The sequence below is a fragment of the Parachryseolinea silvisoli genome, from assembly GCF_021190955.1.
GTDB classification, from domain to species: domain Bacteria; phylum Bacteroidota; class Bacteroidia; order Cytophagales; family Cyclobacteriaceae; genus Ohtaekwangia; species Ohtaekwangia silvisoli.
Genome location: NZ_JAIOAO010000002.1, coordinates 1,457,528 through 1,473,568, shown reverse-complemented (window position 1 = coordinate 1,473,568; position 16,041 = coordinate 1,457,528). Strand labels below are relative to the sequence as shown.

Sequence of the window (16,041 nt, the reverse complement as noted above, 5' to 3'; positions counted from 1 at the left end):
AGTGGGGCGCCCGGGGCCAGGGTTTATACAAAAGTCGGGAAGACTGATACAATTTTTCGTAACCTTTCTTGACAATACCTCGTATTTCTATGTATCTTTATTCTATGTATTCAAAAGAACTATTAAAAGGAACGCTTTCTGCGATTCTGTTAAAGCTTTTGTCCGAGAACGAGCGCATGTATGGCTACGAGATCTCGCAGAAGGTAAAGGAGCTTACAGATGGGAAGATCGTGTTAAAAGACGGGTCGCTCTACCCTGCCTTGCAGAAAATGACGGCGGACGGATTGTTGTCTTTTAAAGAGGAGATTGTTGGTGGACGGGTGCGGAAGTACTATTATCTGACTAAAAAGGGCCAAAAAGAAAAGGCAGTGTATTTTGATGAGTTAAAGGATTTTATCCTAACCCTGAACAACATTGTTTTCCCGCAACTAAAAACTATATGAAGCTTACCGAACAAGAGATTGCTCACATCCGTCAGGTTGTGGACGCAAGTGGCATCGAGCGTATATCCTTACGCGACGATATTGTGGATCATCTCTGCTGTGTATTGGAAAGCTGGAGGCATACGCGGGAAAGTTTTGACGTAAAACTGAAGTATGCCATACTCGACCTGGCACCCTACGGGCTGAAACAACTGGAACATGAAACTGTGCGATTATTAAACTATAACCGAATAAAAGCGATGAAAAAGCTCATGTATACTACCGGCTTCCTGGGCGCCGTGGCAACCACGCTGGGCGTCATGTTTAAGATTTTGCATTGGCCTGGTGCTGATGAGCTTTTTGTTGTGGGCTATATACTACTACTATTGATCTTTGTACCACTGTCCGTTATAGACCGCTTTAAGGTTATACTCACCAAAGCTCTGCCTGAAAAGTTGCGGGCATTTACCGGGGTCGTTGCAGCGCTTGCCGGCGGCATGGCCGGTATTTTTAAAATTATGCATTTGCCGGGCGCTGACCAGCTGTTGATCACGGGGGCTTTGGTCTTTGCATTCGGCTTCTTGCCATTCTTGTTCTTCACCTTGTATAAAAAATCAATCGCATAGTCGATTCTCTTCTTATCTTTCCCGTTCAAAAGAGATTTTATGAACGAGGAAACATCGTCCAGCCAGCGGCTCTTTCTGCTGGGTATGATCCTCAGCATGACCTGCTGGGGATTTAGCTGGACTTCGGGGAAGATATTGTCGCTCTATGCCGGCCCGCTAACGATTTCATTTTACAGATTTGCACTTACGTTCGTTTCGCTCCTGGTGATCCTGGGGATTATGAAGGAGTCGCTCCGTATAAAGCGTGAGGGGCTGCGTGATCTGTTATTAGCCTCGGGGCTTATTTCCCTGTATACTTTTTTGTTCTTTAAGGGTCTGACCGTAGGCAAGGCGGGCGCCGGTGGCGTACTGGTGACGGTGCTCAATCCTATTATTTCGTATACGCTGGCGTTGATCATCGGCCGACGCAGGCCTACACGCCAGGAGGCGATCGGGCTTTCCATCGGGGGAGTGGCGGGCATCATCTTGCTTCGGTTGTTTTCCGATGCTTCGGCGTTGTGGAGCGCGGGTAATATTTATTTCTTGCTCGCGTCTTTATCGTGGGCGTTTCTCAGTCTTGTTACATCGCGGGCCGGACGTTATGGCTCGCCGGTTACGTTTAGTTGCTGGATGTATACCATCAGCACCGTGCTGATGTTTGCTTTGTCGGGGCCTTCGTCGGCGGGCGCGGTGTTGGACAAGGCAGATTTTACGTTCTGGGGCAACTTGTTCTTTAGTGCCACGATCACAACGTCGTTTGCCACGACGTTTTATTTTGTTGCCACTTCCAGGATCGGTGCCAGCAAGGCCAGCAGCTTTATTTTCCTGGTACCGTTCTCGGCTGCGCTTGGCTCATGGATGTTTTTGAACGAGGTGCCTCAAATACATTCTATTATTGGTGGTCTATTGGGTATCGGCGCTGTTTATATCCTGAATAAAAAGAAAGCCACGGCTTAACCTCTCGCCTGCTATGAAAGACTACATTTTGATGTTGGAGCCCGATGCCGATGACCGGCATATCACACAACACTTCTTCCAGGAAAGAAAATATCCTGTGGCAATCGAGTTTGTTCGTGACACCGATCAGCTGCTGGCGTGTCTTCACGCCTGTGGTCCCTGGAAAAAATTGCCGGCGTTGATCCTTATTAATGTGGATGCCGGGCGGCTTAAGGCACCGGCGCTCATTCAAACATTGAAACAGCACGTCATCACGGCACCGATCCCCGTGATTGTATTAAGCGGAAGCAAAGACGCAGAGGCTATGCATGCGTGCTATAGTGCCGGCGCGGCGTCTTTTGTGATTAAGCCCGATCTGTTTCAGGCTACGGACGAGAAGATTTTACATTTCTTTAATTATTGGTTTCGTACCGTGGAACTAACCGGAGCCTGATCTTTTTCCCGGCGCATTGTGTTATCCGCTTTGTAAAAACTACTAGTAAGATGCCTGCAAATACCGCTACCATTCAGAAAAGCACCTTTGATTTTTTAAAGAAGCTCGCCGCGAATAATGATCGCGATTGGTTTAATGCCCACCGCGCCCAGTTTGAACAGGCAAAGGAGAATGTCGAAGGCTTTATGGATGCGCTTATTTTGAAAATGAATACGCACGATCAGCTGGAAACTCCGTCGGGTAAGAAGGGCCTGTACCGCATTTATAACGACGTACGCTTTTCGAAGGATAAGGCTCCTTATAACCCGCGGTTTGCGGGTTATCTGCGGCGGGTGAAGCCCCTGCTGCGTGGGGGGTATTATATTTGGATCAAGCCGGGCGCCTCCCGTGTGGGTTGTGGGTTTGGCAATCCGAATGCCGATGATTTAAAGCGTATTCGCGAAGACATCAGTTTGAATTATGCCGACTGGAAGAAGCTGTTGAAGTCAAAGGGTATTGTGACAAACTTCGGGCAAATGGAGGGCAACCAGGTCAAGACTACGCCCCGTGGTTTCTCGCCCGATGACCCGGCCATTGACTTGCTGCGATTTAAACAATATTGGTTCGAACGCTCGTTTACCGACGCCGAGGTGTTAGCGCCTACTTTCTTGCAGCAGGTTAATCAAACCTATAAGAGCATCCGCCCCTTCTTTGATTACGTGAGCGAGGTCTTAACGACCGACGCTAACGGCGAGCCTTTGTTTTAACGGGGCAGCGAGATGCTACGTTCTACTCATCCCGTAAGGTCTCGACCGGATTGACGCGGGCGGCTTTCCAGGATTGAATGCCGATAAAGGCAAAGGCTACCCCCCATGCTGACAAGCCTGCCAGGATTATCAATAACCAGTCTATGCCTACGTGATAGGCGAATGTATCCAGCCAGGGTGTTATGCCATAGTATATTACGGGTGCTGCTACTAAAAAGGCGATGACGATCGGCCAGGAGAAGCCTCGCGTGAGCATGAGCAGTATCTGCGATACCGATGCGCCCAGTACTTTGCGAATACCAATCTCTTTCGAGCGTTTGTTTACGACAAATGACGACAGGCCCATTAGACCGAGGCAGGCGATCACGATGGCTAATGCCGAGAAGACCTGGAAGAGCATCAGGAATTTTTCTTCTTGCGCATAGGTCTCCTCGAAGCCCTGATCTACAAAATGGTACTCAAAAGGGCGGTCTTGTGTGAGCGTCTCCCATTTTTCTTTCAAAGATACCAGCATGGCCGGCAGCGACGAGGCCGTTACACGCAAGACAATGTTATCAGGACACGTGCGATCGCCGGGAGGTATCGGGAAATAGGCGATAGGTGCTACTTTTTGATGCAGCGAATAATGGTGAATGTCTTTTATTACACCTACGATGGTGCGCTTTTGCGTGCCGAGCTTGATCTCTTTCCCTACTACTTCGCCACCGCCCATCCATTGGCGGGCGGCTTCATTGATGATGACAGAGGCGGAGTCGTCGGTCATAAAATCGGGTGACAGGTTACGGCCTTCCAGGAAATTGGCTTGTAGCAGCTTGAGGTAGTTGGCATCTATCGCGATGATGGACATGCTGCGGGCGTCGTCCGCAGGCAGGCCATCCCACGAAACGCGATAGGCATAGTTCATTTGCGCAGGGAAGCTCTCGCCGCTAACAGCAGCGCCTTGTATGCCCGGGCTGGTGGCCATGAAATCGCGGATGGCGATGAGCTTCTTTTGCATTTGGCGGTCGTCTACCGGTATCGTGAGGAGCTGATCTGATGTAAAACCTAAGTCGGCTTGTTTCAGATAATGTACTTGTTTATTGATGATAAGCGTGCCGGCTATCAGGGCAATGGAGATCGTAAACTGAAATACTACCAGCACCTGCCGCAGGCTCACGGATGTACCACGCACCTGGCTGGTACGGGACTTTAGTGCTTCCAGGGGATTGAAGGCTGATAGGAAAACTGCAGGATAGAGCCCTGCAAAAAGTGCGATTAGTAGCATGATGCCCAGAAACGCCAGCGGCAACGTTAGGGTTGGCAGTACGATCGTGGTGCTGTCAACATAGTTGTTTGCCAGTGGCAATAACGTCGTAGTGGCAACAAAGGAAGTAACCAATACGATGGCCGCTGTCAACAATGCTTCCAGCATAAACTGCGCGAATAGTTGCTGGCGAAAGGCGCCGAGTGCCTTGCGTACACCGATCTCTTTGCGACGTTCTTCCGCGCGTGCAGTAGAGAGGTTGACGAAGTTGACGCAGGCCAACAGGAAGATGAAAACACCTATTGCGGCAAAGACATAAATGTTGTTCATGCCATCGCTTAGGTTTTTATCGATGTGGCCGGAGTGCAGGTGAATTTGGTTGAGGGGTTGAAACTCTAATGCCAGATTGGGGGCATTGTCGCCCGTGTATTTTTTAAAGAATGTATCTGTACCGGCTTGCTTGGCCTGGAAGGCTGCGGGGTTGCTCGCCAGAACGTATGTATATACCCATTGTAAGCCCCAGAAGTTTTCGAATTGGGGATATACTTGCAGCGCCTTGCTCATGGGGGCCAGGAATTCAAATTGCACGGAGGCCGTGTGGGGTGGGTTTTCGACAACGCCGGTTACGGTAAAGTCGAATTTACGGTCACCATCGTAGATCTTTAGCTCCACGACTTTGCCGATGGCGTCTTCGTCTTGAAAGTATTTATGGGCCATGTCCTGCGTCATGACCAGGCTGTTGGGCTTTTGCAGGGCTGTCCTGGGATCACCTTGCAGCATTTTGTAGCCAAAGATGTCAAAGAAGGTAGAGTCAGCCCAGTAGAAGTCCTTTTCAAAGAAGTAGGCATCTTGGTTGGCTCGAATGGAGACGTTGTCCTGGCCCATGCGTAATACCTTTTCAACTTCGCCATAGGCACTTTGCAATACCGTACCTAATGGGTAGGCTGTGGGCATAGTTGACCGACCGGACTCGAGGTTGTGGTAGTTTACGCGGAAGATAGCGTCGCGGTGGGCGTGCATGTTGTCCGCCTGGAGCTCTGACACGATGTACAGTGCGATGAATATACAGCAGGTGATGCCGGTGGCCAGGCCGGTGATATTGATGACAGATGAAAACGGATGGCGCAGCAGGTTGCGCCAGGCACTTTTCAGATTTGTGAACAGCATGGTTGATCGGGTTTAAAGGTCGCGGTTATGGAACACCTTCCGGGAGCCATCACTTTTTATATGCTAAAGTAATGCCAAGCGGCAAATTGAACTGGAAAAGGCTTTTTTATCGTCGGCATCTGTGCGGTATCGGATGGATCCGGTCGGTTACGGACGCGCCGAAGTCCTTATTTAAGAAATCATTTCTATACGAAACTATTCGCAACGCTGTCCGTTGGAAGGATTATCATGCTATCCGACATTTAAAAAGCTTCTGAAAACAACATGGCCAGTCGGTTTCTTTATCTTAATTCCTAATCATCTTTTATGTTTGAACGAAGACGCTACCGGCTCGTTAGAGCCCGAAGTATCGTTATTGTGACTTTGATCGTTGTGGTATTAACAATCCTGGGTGTTTACTTTTGGGGATTGGGGCATCATCGTTCGTTTTTTGAAAATTCGATGATGTCCACTACGGTGTTAGCGGTTGCCTTTTTTTCTTTTACAACGATCGGGTTATATCGAGGCGTTAAAATCAGAGATGATATTGGGAAGATGACTGATCTTTATCAAAGCAAATTTTTGCGGGGGGACTATTTTTTATCCACGAACACAAAAACACAAAAATCCAAAACTACTACTTCATCCTCTTTTTACGAGGGGTTAAGCCTTGTAGACGCGACGCCTGATGGCGAAGACATCCTTGGTATTATCGTGGCGATAATCGTTTGGTTGGTTGTCGCTGTTGTATTGGCTTTTGCTGTCGCTTTTATCGGCGATATATTGATTGTATCTGTTCTCGCATTTATTGGTATGCTTTACTGGATATTTTTTCGGGCCTTGCGGCTGGTGTTTAAGAATTCTAATCGGAGTAAAGGGGATCTTTTGGAAAGTATGAAGTGGGGACTACTTTATACTTTTCTTTATTCGGGGTGGATATATGGGATATTTTTCACTATTGAATTTATAAAGCATTAATAACCCGGCTCCTGCTAACACCGTACACCACGGCAGTCGGGAGACTGCAGACAGTCGCAGTCACAAGTTCCGTCCCTTCGGGACTAAAACTTGCGCCAGCTAACTGTAAAAACATCACTAAAATGCTAGTGGCCGCGGTTTAAATAGATGGAGAAGTAGCTGCACTCGTTGAGTACTTCCTTGTAGTATTTTGTGTGGGCGTATTTTGTCTTTAACTGCTTGAAGCCTTCCCAGGCCAGGGATTCGTTCTCGGGGTCGCCCTGGAATTTCTCGTTGCGCTCGCACTTGGCCATCATGTAGACGCATTTAGCGCGTTGCTCGTCGGTGGTGGCGGCGGCAAAGGCTATTTTGTAGTATCGGTCAGCGGTAGCACAGCTTGTAAGCTGGGGATTATAATACTCGTCGAAGTCGCTGCCATACTGGCCCATGATGATGTTACTGTAATAGAAGGCACGGGCGTTGCCGAAGTAGGTCATGTTGTAGTAGGCGTTGGCCAGCAAGAGGCTGTTGTTATATATATCTTCTTTTTTGTCAACACGGGACTGCATCTCTTTCATCTTTTGGAGGAAGGACAATTTTGTATACTTCACCTTTTGGGGCGCAGCGTGGTCGCAGTCGTGGCAGTCCTGAATCTTACCATTGAAGGGATTGCCGTAGAGTTCTTCCGGCGCGTTGGCCTTTTGCATGAGGGCGATGGCGTTGTCGAGGTTGCCGGCATAGGCGGCCATGATGCCCTCGTATTCGTAGATGTCGTCGAGCTTGACATCGTATAGTGACAGGGCCATTTTCTCCCAGGGAGTGTAGCTGGTCTTTTGCAGAAAGGCTTTCATGGCCTCGAGGTTAGCAGGTGTGTGGTAGTAGGTACGGTCGCGATAGAAGAGCTCACCCATTGCACTGTTGCCCTGGTTGCGGTAGAGCCGGGCGATGTACCGTTTGCTCCAGTTCGCGGCATGATCATACCGCACCGTAGCACGTTCGCCCGTGGCGTATAGCCAGGTGAGATCGGGCAGCAGGCGTGACTCGGCCGTGGCGTCCATACGCGTGGTGCTGTGCAGGGTGTTGGTGAAGCGGAAGATGCGCAGCTGGTTGGAGGCAAGGTCGGATTTGGGCGCTTCCTTTTCTACTTTATTAAACAGCTGTGTTGCCTGGGCGTGGTCGCCATGAAAGATAGATAAGTAACCGGCTGCCAGGTTCCAGAGATAGGGTTTGCTGGTCTTGCCTTCTTTGGCCAGTTTCATCACCAACTCCAGAATCTGCGGCTCGACCTTGGCATCGAGGTCTTTGTAGTGGACACCATCCGAAGAATATTCAACGCTATTCATACGCTCTTCTTCTTTATTGACGAGGCGCGCAAGCAGGTATTCCAGGTGGGAGCTCTTAGGGTTCAATTGATATATCTCCTGTATGGCACGTTGCTCGTCGGCGTAGTAGCCGTACAACGACCATAGAGCAGCTTTTTCGTCTGCATTTTTAGCCAATGCCAGCGATGCCTGAAAATCGGCATCTTCCTGGGGATGAAAGGCGAAGGTTGCTACCAAACGAAGGGCGGGACAATTTTCGAAAACGACACTGTAGAGGTAGTTGGAGGTAGCATATTGCTTTTGCCTGTATGCAACGCCTGCTACATACGCCATGCCGCGGTAGTATAGGGTGTTTTTCGGTACGTTATTTTTGGTCTTTTCGAAGAACGCCGTGGCGTTTTCTTTCTTGTCGCTGTAGAAGTTAGCTTTCATGGCCTGAAACCAATACCGGTTCTTCAGGAACTCATCTTTGGCGCCCGCGTATAGCTGCTCTGCACGTACAACCGTTTGCGGACTCACCACGGTTGGGTTACTAGATTCCTCATCTTCCCATCCGTATTGGGGGCGGGTAGACACGGCCTCGATCTCCTTTGCCAGGTGCATGAAGACGATAAATCCTTTTACCCGTTCATCTACCAGGTTGATGCGGCTATAGGCAGCCGGGGCCTGCTGTTTCTTTTGCAAGGCCGTGTAAAGTTGCCCGACACCGTCGGCATCCTTCGCCAGAAGAAGGCTACTGACTTGATCTCCGGAGAGTCTGCCTTTGAGATATTCCGACCAGGCGGCCGCGATGTCGTCGTTGAAGCGCGTGATATGATCGAACTGGTAGTCGCCAGCGTCGTAGAACAGATCGCTGGGCGCATAGAAGAATGGTGTGTATGACTCGTCTACATATACCTCGGGCGTAAAGCTCGATTCGAAGTAATCACCATCCCAATCGCCGCCGCAGGCATAGATTACACCATAGGCAATCAGGGCCAGCGCGGGGATGCTAAAAAGCATGGCTAACGTCTTCCAGGAGGTCTTTTTCATGGTTATAGTGGTTGAGATTAAATGCGTCGAGGTCGTAGAATAGTATTTCTGCCGGTGGGTGGGCTAGCTCGCCGGCCAGGTCGTCGGCCATCTCGCGCAGGTCGTCTGCGGTGATGGTCTCGACCTTTACCCGGTCGCCTTGTTTAAAATACTTGCCTAGTTTAAGGACATTTTCTTTTACCTCAAAGTAGGGCGGCGTTTTCTGCTCGAAGTGCGGGTCGTTGGCAAAGGTGGCTTCGTCGGTCTTGTTCAGCAGGCCTATTACTTTGTTATCACGCAGGTGTATGCCCCACGTGAAGATGGGCAGTGCCACGTCGAGCGGACGGGGATAGGCACTGATGGAGCCCAGGTATGCTTCGGCGGTGGGGCGATCGTATACAGAGCGGGCCGGGCCTGGGCCGATGCGGCCCATGTTGTAGTACATCAGTACACTGCGGTCAACGGGTGGCAGGCCGGTGGTGGCGTAATACTTTACCTGGTGCAGGCGGATGGTGGCGGACAGGCGCCTGGCGCTTTGACTTTTTAGTTGGTCGAGAAAACGGAAGTAGGTGTCGCGGCTGGTGAGGGTCCAGTCGCAGTCGATTTGAAGCTCGGTGTTTTGAATGCTGTCACCGGCGTTGATCTGGTCGATGTAGCGCAGTAGTTTTTGGGCTAAGTCGGCTACGTCGAGGTTGGGGTGCAGCATGACTTCGTTTTTTATATACACGACGGGCACGAGGGCGACCGAGTCGGGTGGTGCTTCCTGGAATTCGATGGGCGACACGGGTACCGGCTTCCCCTGGCGTATGGCGACATCGCAGTAGCGGACGTAGAGGGTGGATACGCGATGCTTTTGCAGGACGGCACGTTCTTCTGCGGACAGCCGGAAGGTTGTTTTCCAATAATAAAACGAAATGGCGGGCGGCGTATGGTTAGACTGCCGGCAGGCGGCGAGCAATAGCAGGAGGACAAGAACCGTGTAGTGCTTCATGAGGGTGACGACAAATGTACGGATTTGCGGGGGTGGGTGTTTTCGCATTTAGACAGATTTTTGCCGCAATTTGAAGCGGGCGCGGAGCGGGTATTTGACACTTTCGTGGTGCCGCGCAACGGCCTGACAATATTTATTATGATTAAGAAGACAATTAACATCATCATGGCTTCGCTGCTGGTGACCCTCGGTTTTTGGAGCTGTACTGGTTCGGATGACACGCAGGAGCTTGCCCGCCAGATACGGGAGAACAAAAGCTACGTTTATACGAAAGACCTGGCACGTTCGGTGGTGCGCTCAGGCTTTAACGCGGGGGATGGTTATGGTGAAGTGTGGATCCGCGACTATAACACGTTTATTGAGCTTTCGGCGGAAGTACTTCCGGCCGAACAGTTGCGGGAAAACCTGCTGGTGTTTTTCCGGCTGCAAGGTGACGACGGCAATATCATTGACGGTTTTATCCCGAAAGAGAAAGCCGGTGTGGGCTATAGCTACATCTACTCGAATCTGGAACCGCGTTATGCCGGTCACAAAAATACGGTGGAGACCGACCAGGAGTCGTCGTTGGTGCAGGCGGTTTACAAGTATATACGCGCTACGAAAGACTCCACCCTGTTGCGGGATACCGTTGGCGGTAAGACTGTGGCCGAGCGGCTGGAGTGGTCGTTGCAGTTTTTGATGAACGAACGGTATGACAGTGCACACGGATTGATTTATGGCGCGACGACGGCCGATTGGGGCGACGTGCAGCCCGAGCACAACTGGGGGGTGTATCTTACAAAAGATACGCATTATGCAATTGACGTGTATGACAATGCCATGTTGCTTATTGCAATCGACAACTTCCTGGAACTCTTACCGGCCAAACGTGACGATTGGGGGCCGATACGGGAGGCTGTGGCGGTGAATGTGCGCAAGCATTTGTGGGATACATCGCGTCGGAAATTCATTCCCCACGTATACTTAAATGGCAGCCCTTTTCCTGACAGTGTGGATGAAAATGCGATCTATTATCATGGTGGCACAGCGGTGGCCATCGAGGCGGGGCTGCTGAGCCGGGATGAGATTCGTGCTTCTCTCGAAACGATGATCCACAACGTACAGGCCAGCGGTGGACCGACCATCGGGCTCACGTTATATCCCCCCTACCCCAAAGGCACTTTTGTAAACGAGGGTATGTATCCTTATGGCTACCAGAACGGCGGCGACTGGGATTGGTTTGGTGGACGGATGATTCAGCAGCTGGTACTGCACGGTTTTGTGACGGAGGCAGTGCAACAGCTGCAACCGATGCTGGACCGTGCCGAGCGCAACAAAGGTTTCTTTGAATGGTATTCTGTGACGAACGAGCCGAAGGGTTCGGGTACGTTTCGTGGTTCGGCCGGTGTGTTGTACAAAGCCATTGTGCTGCTGGAACAATGGGCGGATGATCCGAAGGTGGCAAAGTGATGTTTTATCGCTATCTTCCGCACGGGCCATTGCACGCGCCGTGAGAACCAAACGCTTTAAAGTTGCCGTATTATTGGACGCCGCCCGCGCGTATGACCGCGACGTGCTGAAGGGCATTACGCATTTCAATAAACTGTACGACAAGTTCACCTTCTTCTTTTACTCACCCCGATACATTCATCCCGAAAACCAGGACAAGCTGTTGAAGCGTTTGTCAGACTGGCATCCCGAAGGCATTATTGCGCGGGAAATGCCGGGGTTGCGCAGTGTGCAGGCGTGGCAGGTACCGCTTATTGTTTCACCCCACACGGCCGTGTATGAAGGTGCGGTTAATTTGTGGGCCGACAACGAGGCTATCGGTGCATTGGCGGCCGAGTATTTTTCGAATAAAGGGTATAGACATTTTGGTATTCTTGGCTTTCGCCAGTTTCAATGGTCGGCCGAGCGGGAGGTGGGCTTTAGTCGTGCGACGAAGGTGGCCGGTATACAGCCAAGTGTGTTTCTGTTTGATGACCGTACGATGCTGTGGGAAGATTTGCCGGAGAGTCTTTCTGCGTGGTTGCGGGCTATACCGAAGCCCTGTGCAATCTTTTCGGTTACGGACGAGCTGAATATACATTTACTGGAGGCTGCGAAGAATGCAGGCTATGCTGTGCCGGATGAGCTGGCGATTCTCGGTGTTGATAACGACTCGTTGTTGTGTGAGATGACGCAGCCTACGCTGTCGAGTATTGATCAGAATGCCGTGCAGGCAGGATTTGAGATTGCCCAGGGACTGTTGACCTGGATGGAGACGGCGGAGCGACCGGCTGCGAACTTTATCCATAAGCCGAAGGCGATTATTGACCGGCAGTCGACAAGTGCGTTGGCCATTGATGACGAAGAGGTGCGGAAGGCCTTGACGTTTATTAACACGCATGCGCCAGCTGCGGATATTGATGTGAACGATGTGGTCGAGGCCACGACACATTCGCGCCGCATTCTCGAGAAGAAATTTAGCCAGCGTCTCAACTCGTCGATCCTGGATGAGATCAAGAAGGTGCGCATTCGCCGGATTCAGTACTTGCTAGCGGAATCTGATTTCAATGTGCAGCAGATCGCGTATGAGATGGGGTTTGATAATCCTGCTAACATTACCCGTTACTTCAAGCTCGCTACGGGTTACAATCCGTTAGAGTACCGCAAGGCTTTTGGCGCCCGCAAGGGGTAACACGCTTTCCTTACCACAACCATAAAACGCAATTCGCTTATTCGTTGACGCAATCTGACAGGCGCTTTTGTGTGGCTGCAAGCATCTTTGTATTGTGCTGACGGCAATGAACCTTAAAGCAGGGGGTAATTGACCGGCAGTACAAGACCATTTGGGTTAATTGGTCGGTTGGATGTCTTGCACTGGTAAACGTTACCCAAATGCCGGGGTGTCCGGCTAGTGCCTGGAGTAATGTTTACCGTGCGGGACTATCTGCGTCTATATGCTGATCCTCCTTCGCTGAAGCTATGACCCCCTGTCGGGAAAAATATTGACATGCAAAGCTCAATCTGAGTAATACGATAAGAAAATTCTATGAATGAAGTTGGAGTGGTGATTGACATGGGCGGTACCATGATCAAGATTGGTCTGGTGGCTGACGGAAAGATTTTGGTGCATACAAAGGTCGATGCGGAGTCGCAGGTGAGCCTGGAGCAGCGGTTGCAGAGCGTGGGGGATGTGGCAGATGGTTTATTGCGCGAGCATGGACTTACGCCGATTGGCATTGGGATAGCGTTTCCGGGAATTGTGGATGCGGGGAATAGAAAGATTCTGTCACGTTATGTAAAATATCCGGATGCGCAGGATTTTGATCTGACGGCGTGGGCTGACCGGCGTTGGGGGGTGCCCCTGGCGGTGGAGAATGACGCGCGGGCGGCGTTGGTTGGCGAGTGGCAGTATGGTGCAGGGCAGCAGTGTGACAACCTGGTGCTGGTGACGTTGGGTACCGGTTTTGGTAGCGCTGTGTTGATCAACGGCAAATTACTTCGGGGGCGCAATCATGTGGCGGGCAACCTGGGGGGCCATGTAACGATGAATGTGCATGGTAGTACGTGCAACTGTGGCAATGTTGGTTGTCTGGAAACGGAGTGCTCGGCTTGGGCATTGGAAGAATATGTGCGGAAGCAGGCGGGGTTTACGAGCAGTGCGTTGGCGGACGAGCAGGACATTACATTTAAGAACATCTTTGCGCAGAGTCGCGCCGGTGATGCACTGGCGAAGGCGGTTTTAACACACTGTCTAAAGGTATGGTCGTTCGGTATTATTTCGTTGATTCACGCATATGACCCTGAGCGTATTATAATTGGTGGTGGGATTATGAAAAGCCAGGATGTGATCATTCCGACGGTGCGGGAGATGGTGGCGAAACACTCTTGGGTGAAAGACAATGCGCCTGAGATTGTACCAGCCGTACAGACAGAGTTTGCAGGGGTGCTGGGAATGTACCATGCCCTGTCGACTCTGCGGAAGGGCCGACAACCGGTGCAGGGTGTTAGTGCGCTGTAGGTAATTTTTAGAACACCGTAAAGTCAATACGTCTGTTCAGCTGACGGCCTTCGGTTGTTTTATTGGAATTTTTCTTGACTGTCTCGCCGTATCCTACGATAGAGATTCGTTCGTCTGGCACGCCCATGTCGAGCATGAGCTGACGTATCTTTTGAACCCGTTTGATGGAGAGCTGCATGTTGTAGTCATCTGCCCCGCGGTCGTCGGTGTGGCCTTCTATCAATACCGAATGTCCCTGTAGCGCGTACTCGGTGGCGATCAGAAAAGGCTCCATGTCTACGACGGCAAACTCGTCCTCGGCAAAGGTGAAATACAGCGGCGCCAGGGGAAGCGGCTCTGAATCGGGTTTGGTCTTCAGCTTCTCGGCCACCGTTTTCCTGATTTGCTCGTGTTTTTCAGAGGTAGGCTCCGGAAGCTTATTTTCTACGAGTACCTGATCTTCTTTATGATGGAGCTGTTCCAGTTTTTGGTCATCTATCTTTTCGATCTTATGCTCTGTTTTCACCACTTCCGGCGCCGGAGGCTTAGGCTTGGGCTGAGGTGTGGTTTTAGTATAGTTGCTTAATACAACATTTTTTTCCTTTATATACGAGCCCTTGCGATTAGTACGAGGTTTTTTCTTCCATTTTTTGGAAAGCCCACAGGCCGTGCTATACATTTTGGTTCTATTCTTATAGCCCCGCCCCCAGAAATTCTGGGCTGCTGATGAACCACAGGCTATCAGCATTAAGAATGTTATAATGCCTATCTGCCGAATTACAAACGACGGACGATGGATAAGCATGCGAGTATTCATACCAGGTATTGGATATGGAAAATCGTTTAAAAGTAAGTGATCGACAAACCCTGGTTTACCTCTGGGCGTGTTTTGTCCTCAATCTGAGGTAATATGCATGAACGATTTAACGCGTCGACGTCTATAAACCCGCTTGCTAAAGACTACCGTATCGCTGGGAAGACCTTTTTAAGCGATGAAGTGATTCCTTTCAGGTGAAATTTGTTTATTGGATGAAATCTTACATGCTTACTGTTTGCAGCGTAAACCAACATGCAAGCTTCTTAACATTCCAGTATTGAAAAATGAAGGCAGATTGGACTTATCAAACAGTAGAACCGGTCATCAATAGCCAAAGCCACACTGGGGCATCCTTAGCGCCTTACGAAAAACTCAAATTTGCAGGTCTGATAGCATCCAGGACTAGCCGGACCAACAGTAGGGATAAAGCATACATAAAGTATACTTAAAGTATACTTACAGTATCCTCCCGCCAGTTCCATGGGCTTCAGCTCCCATATGGAAACAGCGATGTCCTGGGGTCGTATCGTAATTTGACGGGTCAACATATCTTTCATAAAAAGATGCAATTGCACTATTCATAAACGTGCAATGAATTAATTATCAGCATTTTGAGCAACAAAAAATAACTTTTTCGGGCAAAAAAGGCATCAGAGCGTAACGGCTTGCGTAGTTGAAGATGGCCCATGGCTGGCGCCTCGATAAGTAAGATCGGCACGCTGACGGGTCTCTGCATCTCGAAGCAGTTATACCTACGGGGTTTGCTCCTGGTCGTTGGCCAATAATTCAGCAAATTCGTCTATGGTTAGGTTGTGAATGGCGAGGAGCTTGGCGATGGTGCGGAGGGTTAGGTTGGATTTGCCGTCTTCGACGCGCCAGTATTGGGCGCGGGGTAAGTCGTGTACGAAGGCGAAGGACTCGTAGCTGGGAAGGCCTTTTTGCTTTCGTAGGTCTTTGAAGATGCGGGCTATACGATTGGCAAATTGCTGGAGCAGGATGTCTTCTTCTTTCATCGCTTGGAGCAGTTTAGTTTTAGAAATCGATAAGAAGGTACTGCGCAAGTTGGGGGCCTGCCTGGCTGTTCTTTCAATTTTATAGAGTCAAGGTAAATGAAAAGGTAGAAGAATAGTTTAGGGTATAATATATTCTCAAGATGCGCTATACTATGTTGCGAAATACTTGAAGAGATTGCGAGTGATTATTTACTTTACATTATTATTAAAAAACAGAGATTATGATTATCGCTATATCCACAAAAACACTCCTCAGAAACACACAACTGCCGCATAACGAGCAAGCACCGCCATAGGAGCAATCCCACAACATACTGGTAAAAAAATCACTATTAAACACCCGTTTATGAGACCAATCTACTAATTCAAATTTTGAATACATATGCAAACCGTTAGATACACGACGTTAATGCA

14 protein-coding genes are annotated in these 16,041 nt (G+C 49.9%); 9 read left to right on the top strand and 5 right to left on the bottom strand.

Going from position 1 to position 16,041, the window contains the following annotated elements; all coding sequences use genetic code 11:
• Nucleotides 1-89 precede the first annotated feature (89 nt).
• From K7P01_RS16170 to K7P01_RS16150, 5 genes are read left to right on the top strand one after another with little or no spacing between them, the layout of a single operon-like run.
• Nucleotides 90-443 (top strand): PadR family transcriptional regulator, encoded by a 354-nt coding sequence (locus K7P01_RS16170; RefSeq protein WP_267294818.1) that lies wholly within the window; start codon nt 90-92, stop codon nt 441-443.
• Nucleotides 440-1,048: a GldL-related protein gene (locus tag K7P01_RS16165; RefSeq protein WP_267294816.1), complete on the top strand. Its 609-nt coding sequence runs from the start codon at nt 440-442 to the stop codon at nt 1,046-1,048. Before K7P01_RS16170 ends, K7P01_RS16165 begins: the two co-directional genes overlap by 4 nt.
• Before the next feature lie 39 nt (nt 1,049-1,087).
• Nucleotides 1,088-1,984, top strand: a complete 897-nt coding sequence (locus K7P01_RS16160; protein ID WP_267294814.1) for a DMT family transporter — start codon at nt 1,088-1,090, stop codon at nt 1,982-1,984.
• A gap of 13 nt (nt 1,985-1,997) precedes the next feature.
• Complete coding sequence (locus K7P01_RS16155; RefSeq protein WP_267294812.1) at nt 1,998-2,417, top strand: response regulator; 420 nt, start codon at nt 1,998-2,000, stop codon at nt 2,415-2,417.
• A 50-nt stretch (nt 2,418-2,467) separates the two neighbouring features.
• Nucleotides 2,468-3,163 (top strand): DUF2461 domain-containing protein, encoded by a 696-nt coding sequence (locus K7P01_RS16150; RefSeq protein WP_267294810.1) that lies wholly within the window; start codon nt 2,468-2,470, stop codon nt 3,161-3,163.
• Nucleotides 3,164-3,185: 22 nt separating this feature from the next.
• Here K7P01_RS16150 and K7P01_RS16145 read toward each other — a convergent pair whose 3' ends face one another.
• Nucleotides 3,186-5,573 carry an ABC transporter permease gene (locus tag K7P01_RS16145; protein ID WP_267294808.1) on the bottom strand — a complete coding sequence of 796 codons (2,388 nt, stop codon included), beginning with the start codon at nt 5,571-5,573 and terminating at the stop codon, nt 3,186-3,188.
• Between the two features lie 306 nt (nt 5,574-5,879).
• Here K7P01_RS16145 and K7P01_RS16140 point away from each other — a divergent pair, with 306 nt between their 5' ends.
• Nucleotides 5,880-6,530: a hypothetical protein gene (locus K7P01_RS16140; protein ID WP_267294806.1), complete on the top strand. Its 651-nt coding sequence runs from the start codon at nt 5,880-5,882 to the stop codon at nt 6,528-6,530.
• 125 nt (nt 6,531-6,655) lie between these two features.
• On the opposite strand, the gene K7P01_RS16135 is transcribed toward K7P01_RS16140, so the two are convergent.
• On the bottom strand, nt 6,656-8,863 hold the full coding sequence (locus K7P01_RS16135; RefSeq protein WP_267294804.1) for a hypothetical protein: 2,208 nt from the start codon (nt 8,861-8,863) through the stop codon (nt 6,656-6,658).
• A complete protein-coding gene (locus K7P01_RS16130) occupies nt 8,823-9,881 on the bottom strand; it encodes a hypothetical protein (protein WP_267294802.1) in 1,059 nt (352 codons plus the stop codon). Before K7P01_RS16130 ends, K7P01_RS16135 begins: the two co-directional genes overlap by 41 nt.
• Nucleotides 9,882-9,971: 90 nt before the next feature.
• Here K7P01_RS16130 and K7P01_RS16125 point away from each other — a divergent pair, with 90 nt between their 5' ends.
• The 3 genes from K7P01_RS16125 to K7P01_RS16115 all read left to right on the top strand — a co-directional run bounded on the left by K7P01_RS16125 (nt 9,972) and on the right by K7P01_RS16115 (nt 13,818).
• Nucleotides 9,972-11,282 (top strand): glucosidase family protein, encoded by a 1,311-nt coding sequence (locus K7P01_RS16125; RefSeq protein WP_267294800.1) that lies wholly within the window; start codon nt 9,972-9,974, stop codon nt 11,280-11,282.
• A complete protein-coding gene (locus tag K7P01_RS16120; protein WP_267294798.1) occupies nt 11,260-12,492 on the top strand; it encodes a XylR family transcriptional regulator in 1,233 nt (410 codons plus the stop codon). Before K7P01_RS16125 ends, K7P01_RS16120 begins: the two co-directional genes overlap by 23 nt.
• 354 nt (nt 12,493-12,846) lie before the next feature.
• On the top strand, nt 12,847-13,818 hold the full coding sequence (locus K7P01_RS16115; protein ID WP_267294797.1) for an ROK family protein: 972 nt from the start codon (nt 12,847-12,849) through the stop codon (nt 13,816-13,818).
• A gap of 7 nt (nt 13,819-13,825) precedes the next feature.
• On the opposite strand, the gene K7P01_RS16110 is transcribed toward K7P01_RS16115, so the two are convergent.
• Together K7P01_RS16110 and K7P01_RS16105 are read right to left on the bottom strand one after the other, a co-directional pair.
• On the bottom strand, nt 13,826-14,614 hold the full coding sequence (locus K7P01_RS16110; protein WP_267294795.1) for an OmpA family protein: 789 nt from the start codon (nt 14,612-14,614) through the stop codon (nt 13,826-13,828).
• Between the two features lie 752 nt (nt 14,615-15,366).
• Complete coding sequence (locus K7P01_RS16105) at nt 15,367-15,627, bottom strand: helix-turn-helix domain-containing protein (protein WP_267294793.1); 261 nt, start codon at nt 15,625-15,627, stop codon at nt 15,367-15,369.
• Nucleotides 15,628-16,041 lie beyond the last annotated feature (414 nt).

Bases quoted from the DNA above. Each gene is read 5' to 3' on its own strand.
- K7P01_RS16170 (WP_267294818.1), top strand. From the start codon at position 90: ATGTATCTTTATTCTATGTATTCAAAAGAACTATTAAAAGGAACGCTT.
- K7P01_RS16165 (WP_267294816.1), top strand. From the start codon at position 440: ATGAAGCTTACCGAACAAGAGATTGCTCACATCCGTCAGGTTGTGGAC.
- K7P01_RS16160 (WP_267294814.1), top strand. From the start codon at position 1,088: ATGAACGAGGAAACATCGTCCAGCCAGCGGCTCTTTCTGCTGGGTATG.
- K7P01_RS16155 (WP_267294812.1), top strand. From the start codon at position 1,998: ATGAAAGACTACATTTTGATGTTGGAGCCCGATGCCGATGACCGGCAT.
- K7P01_RS16150 (WP_267294810.1), top strand. From the start codon at position 2,468: ATGCCTGCAAATACCGCTACCATTCAGAAAAGCACCTTTGATTTTTTA.
- K7P01_RS16145 (WP_267294808.1), bottom strand. From the start codon at position 5,573: ATGCTGTTCACAAATCTGAAAAGTGCCTGGCGCAACCTGCTGCGCCAT.
- K7P01_RS16140 (WP_267294806.1), top strand. From the start codon at position 5,880: ATGTTTGAACGAAGACGCTACCGGCTCGTTAGAGCCCGAAGTATCGTT.
- K7P01_RS16135 (WP_267294804.1), bottom strand. From the start codon at position 8,863: ATGAAAAAGACCTCCTGGAAGACGTTAGCCATGCTTTTTAGCATCCCC.
- K7P01_RS16130 (WP_267294802.1), bottom strand. From the start codon at position 9,881: ATGCGAAAACACCCACCCCCGCAAATCCGTACATTTGTCGTCACCCTC.
- K7P01_RS16125 (WP_267294800.1), top strand. From the start codon at position 9,972: ATGATTAAGAAGACAATTAACATCATCATGGCTTCGCTGCTGGTGACC.
- K7P01_RS16120 (WP_267294798.1), top strand. From the start codon at position 11,260: ATGATCCGAAGGTGGCAAAGTGATGTTTTATCGCTATCTTCCGCACGG.
- K7P01_RS16115 (WP_267294797.1), top strand. From the start codon at position 12,847: ATGAATGAAGTTGGAGTGGTGATTGACATGGGCGGTACCATGATCAAG.
- K7P01_RS16110 (WP_267294795.1), bottom strand. From the start codon at position 14,614: ATGAATACTCGCATGCTTATCCATCGTCCGTCGTTTGTAATTCGGCAG.
- K7P01_RS16105 (WP_267294793.1), bottom strand. From the start codon at position 15,627: ATGAAAGAAGAAGACATCCTGCTCCAGCAATTTGCCAATCGTATAGCC.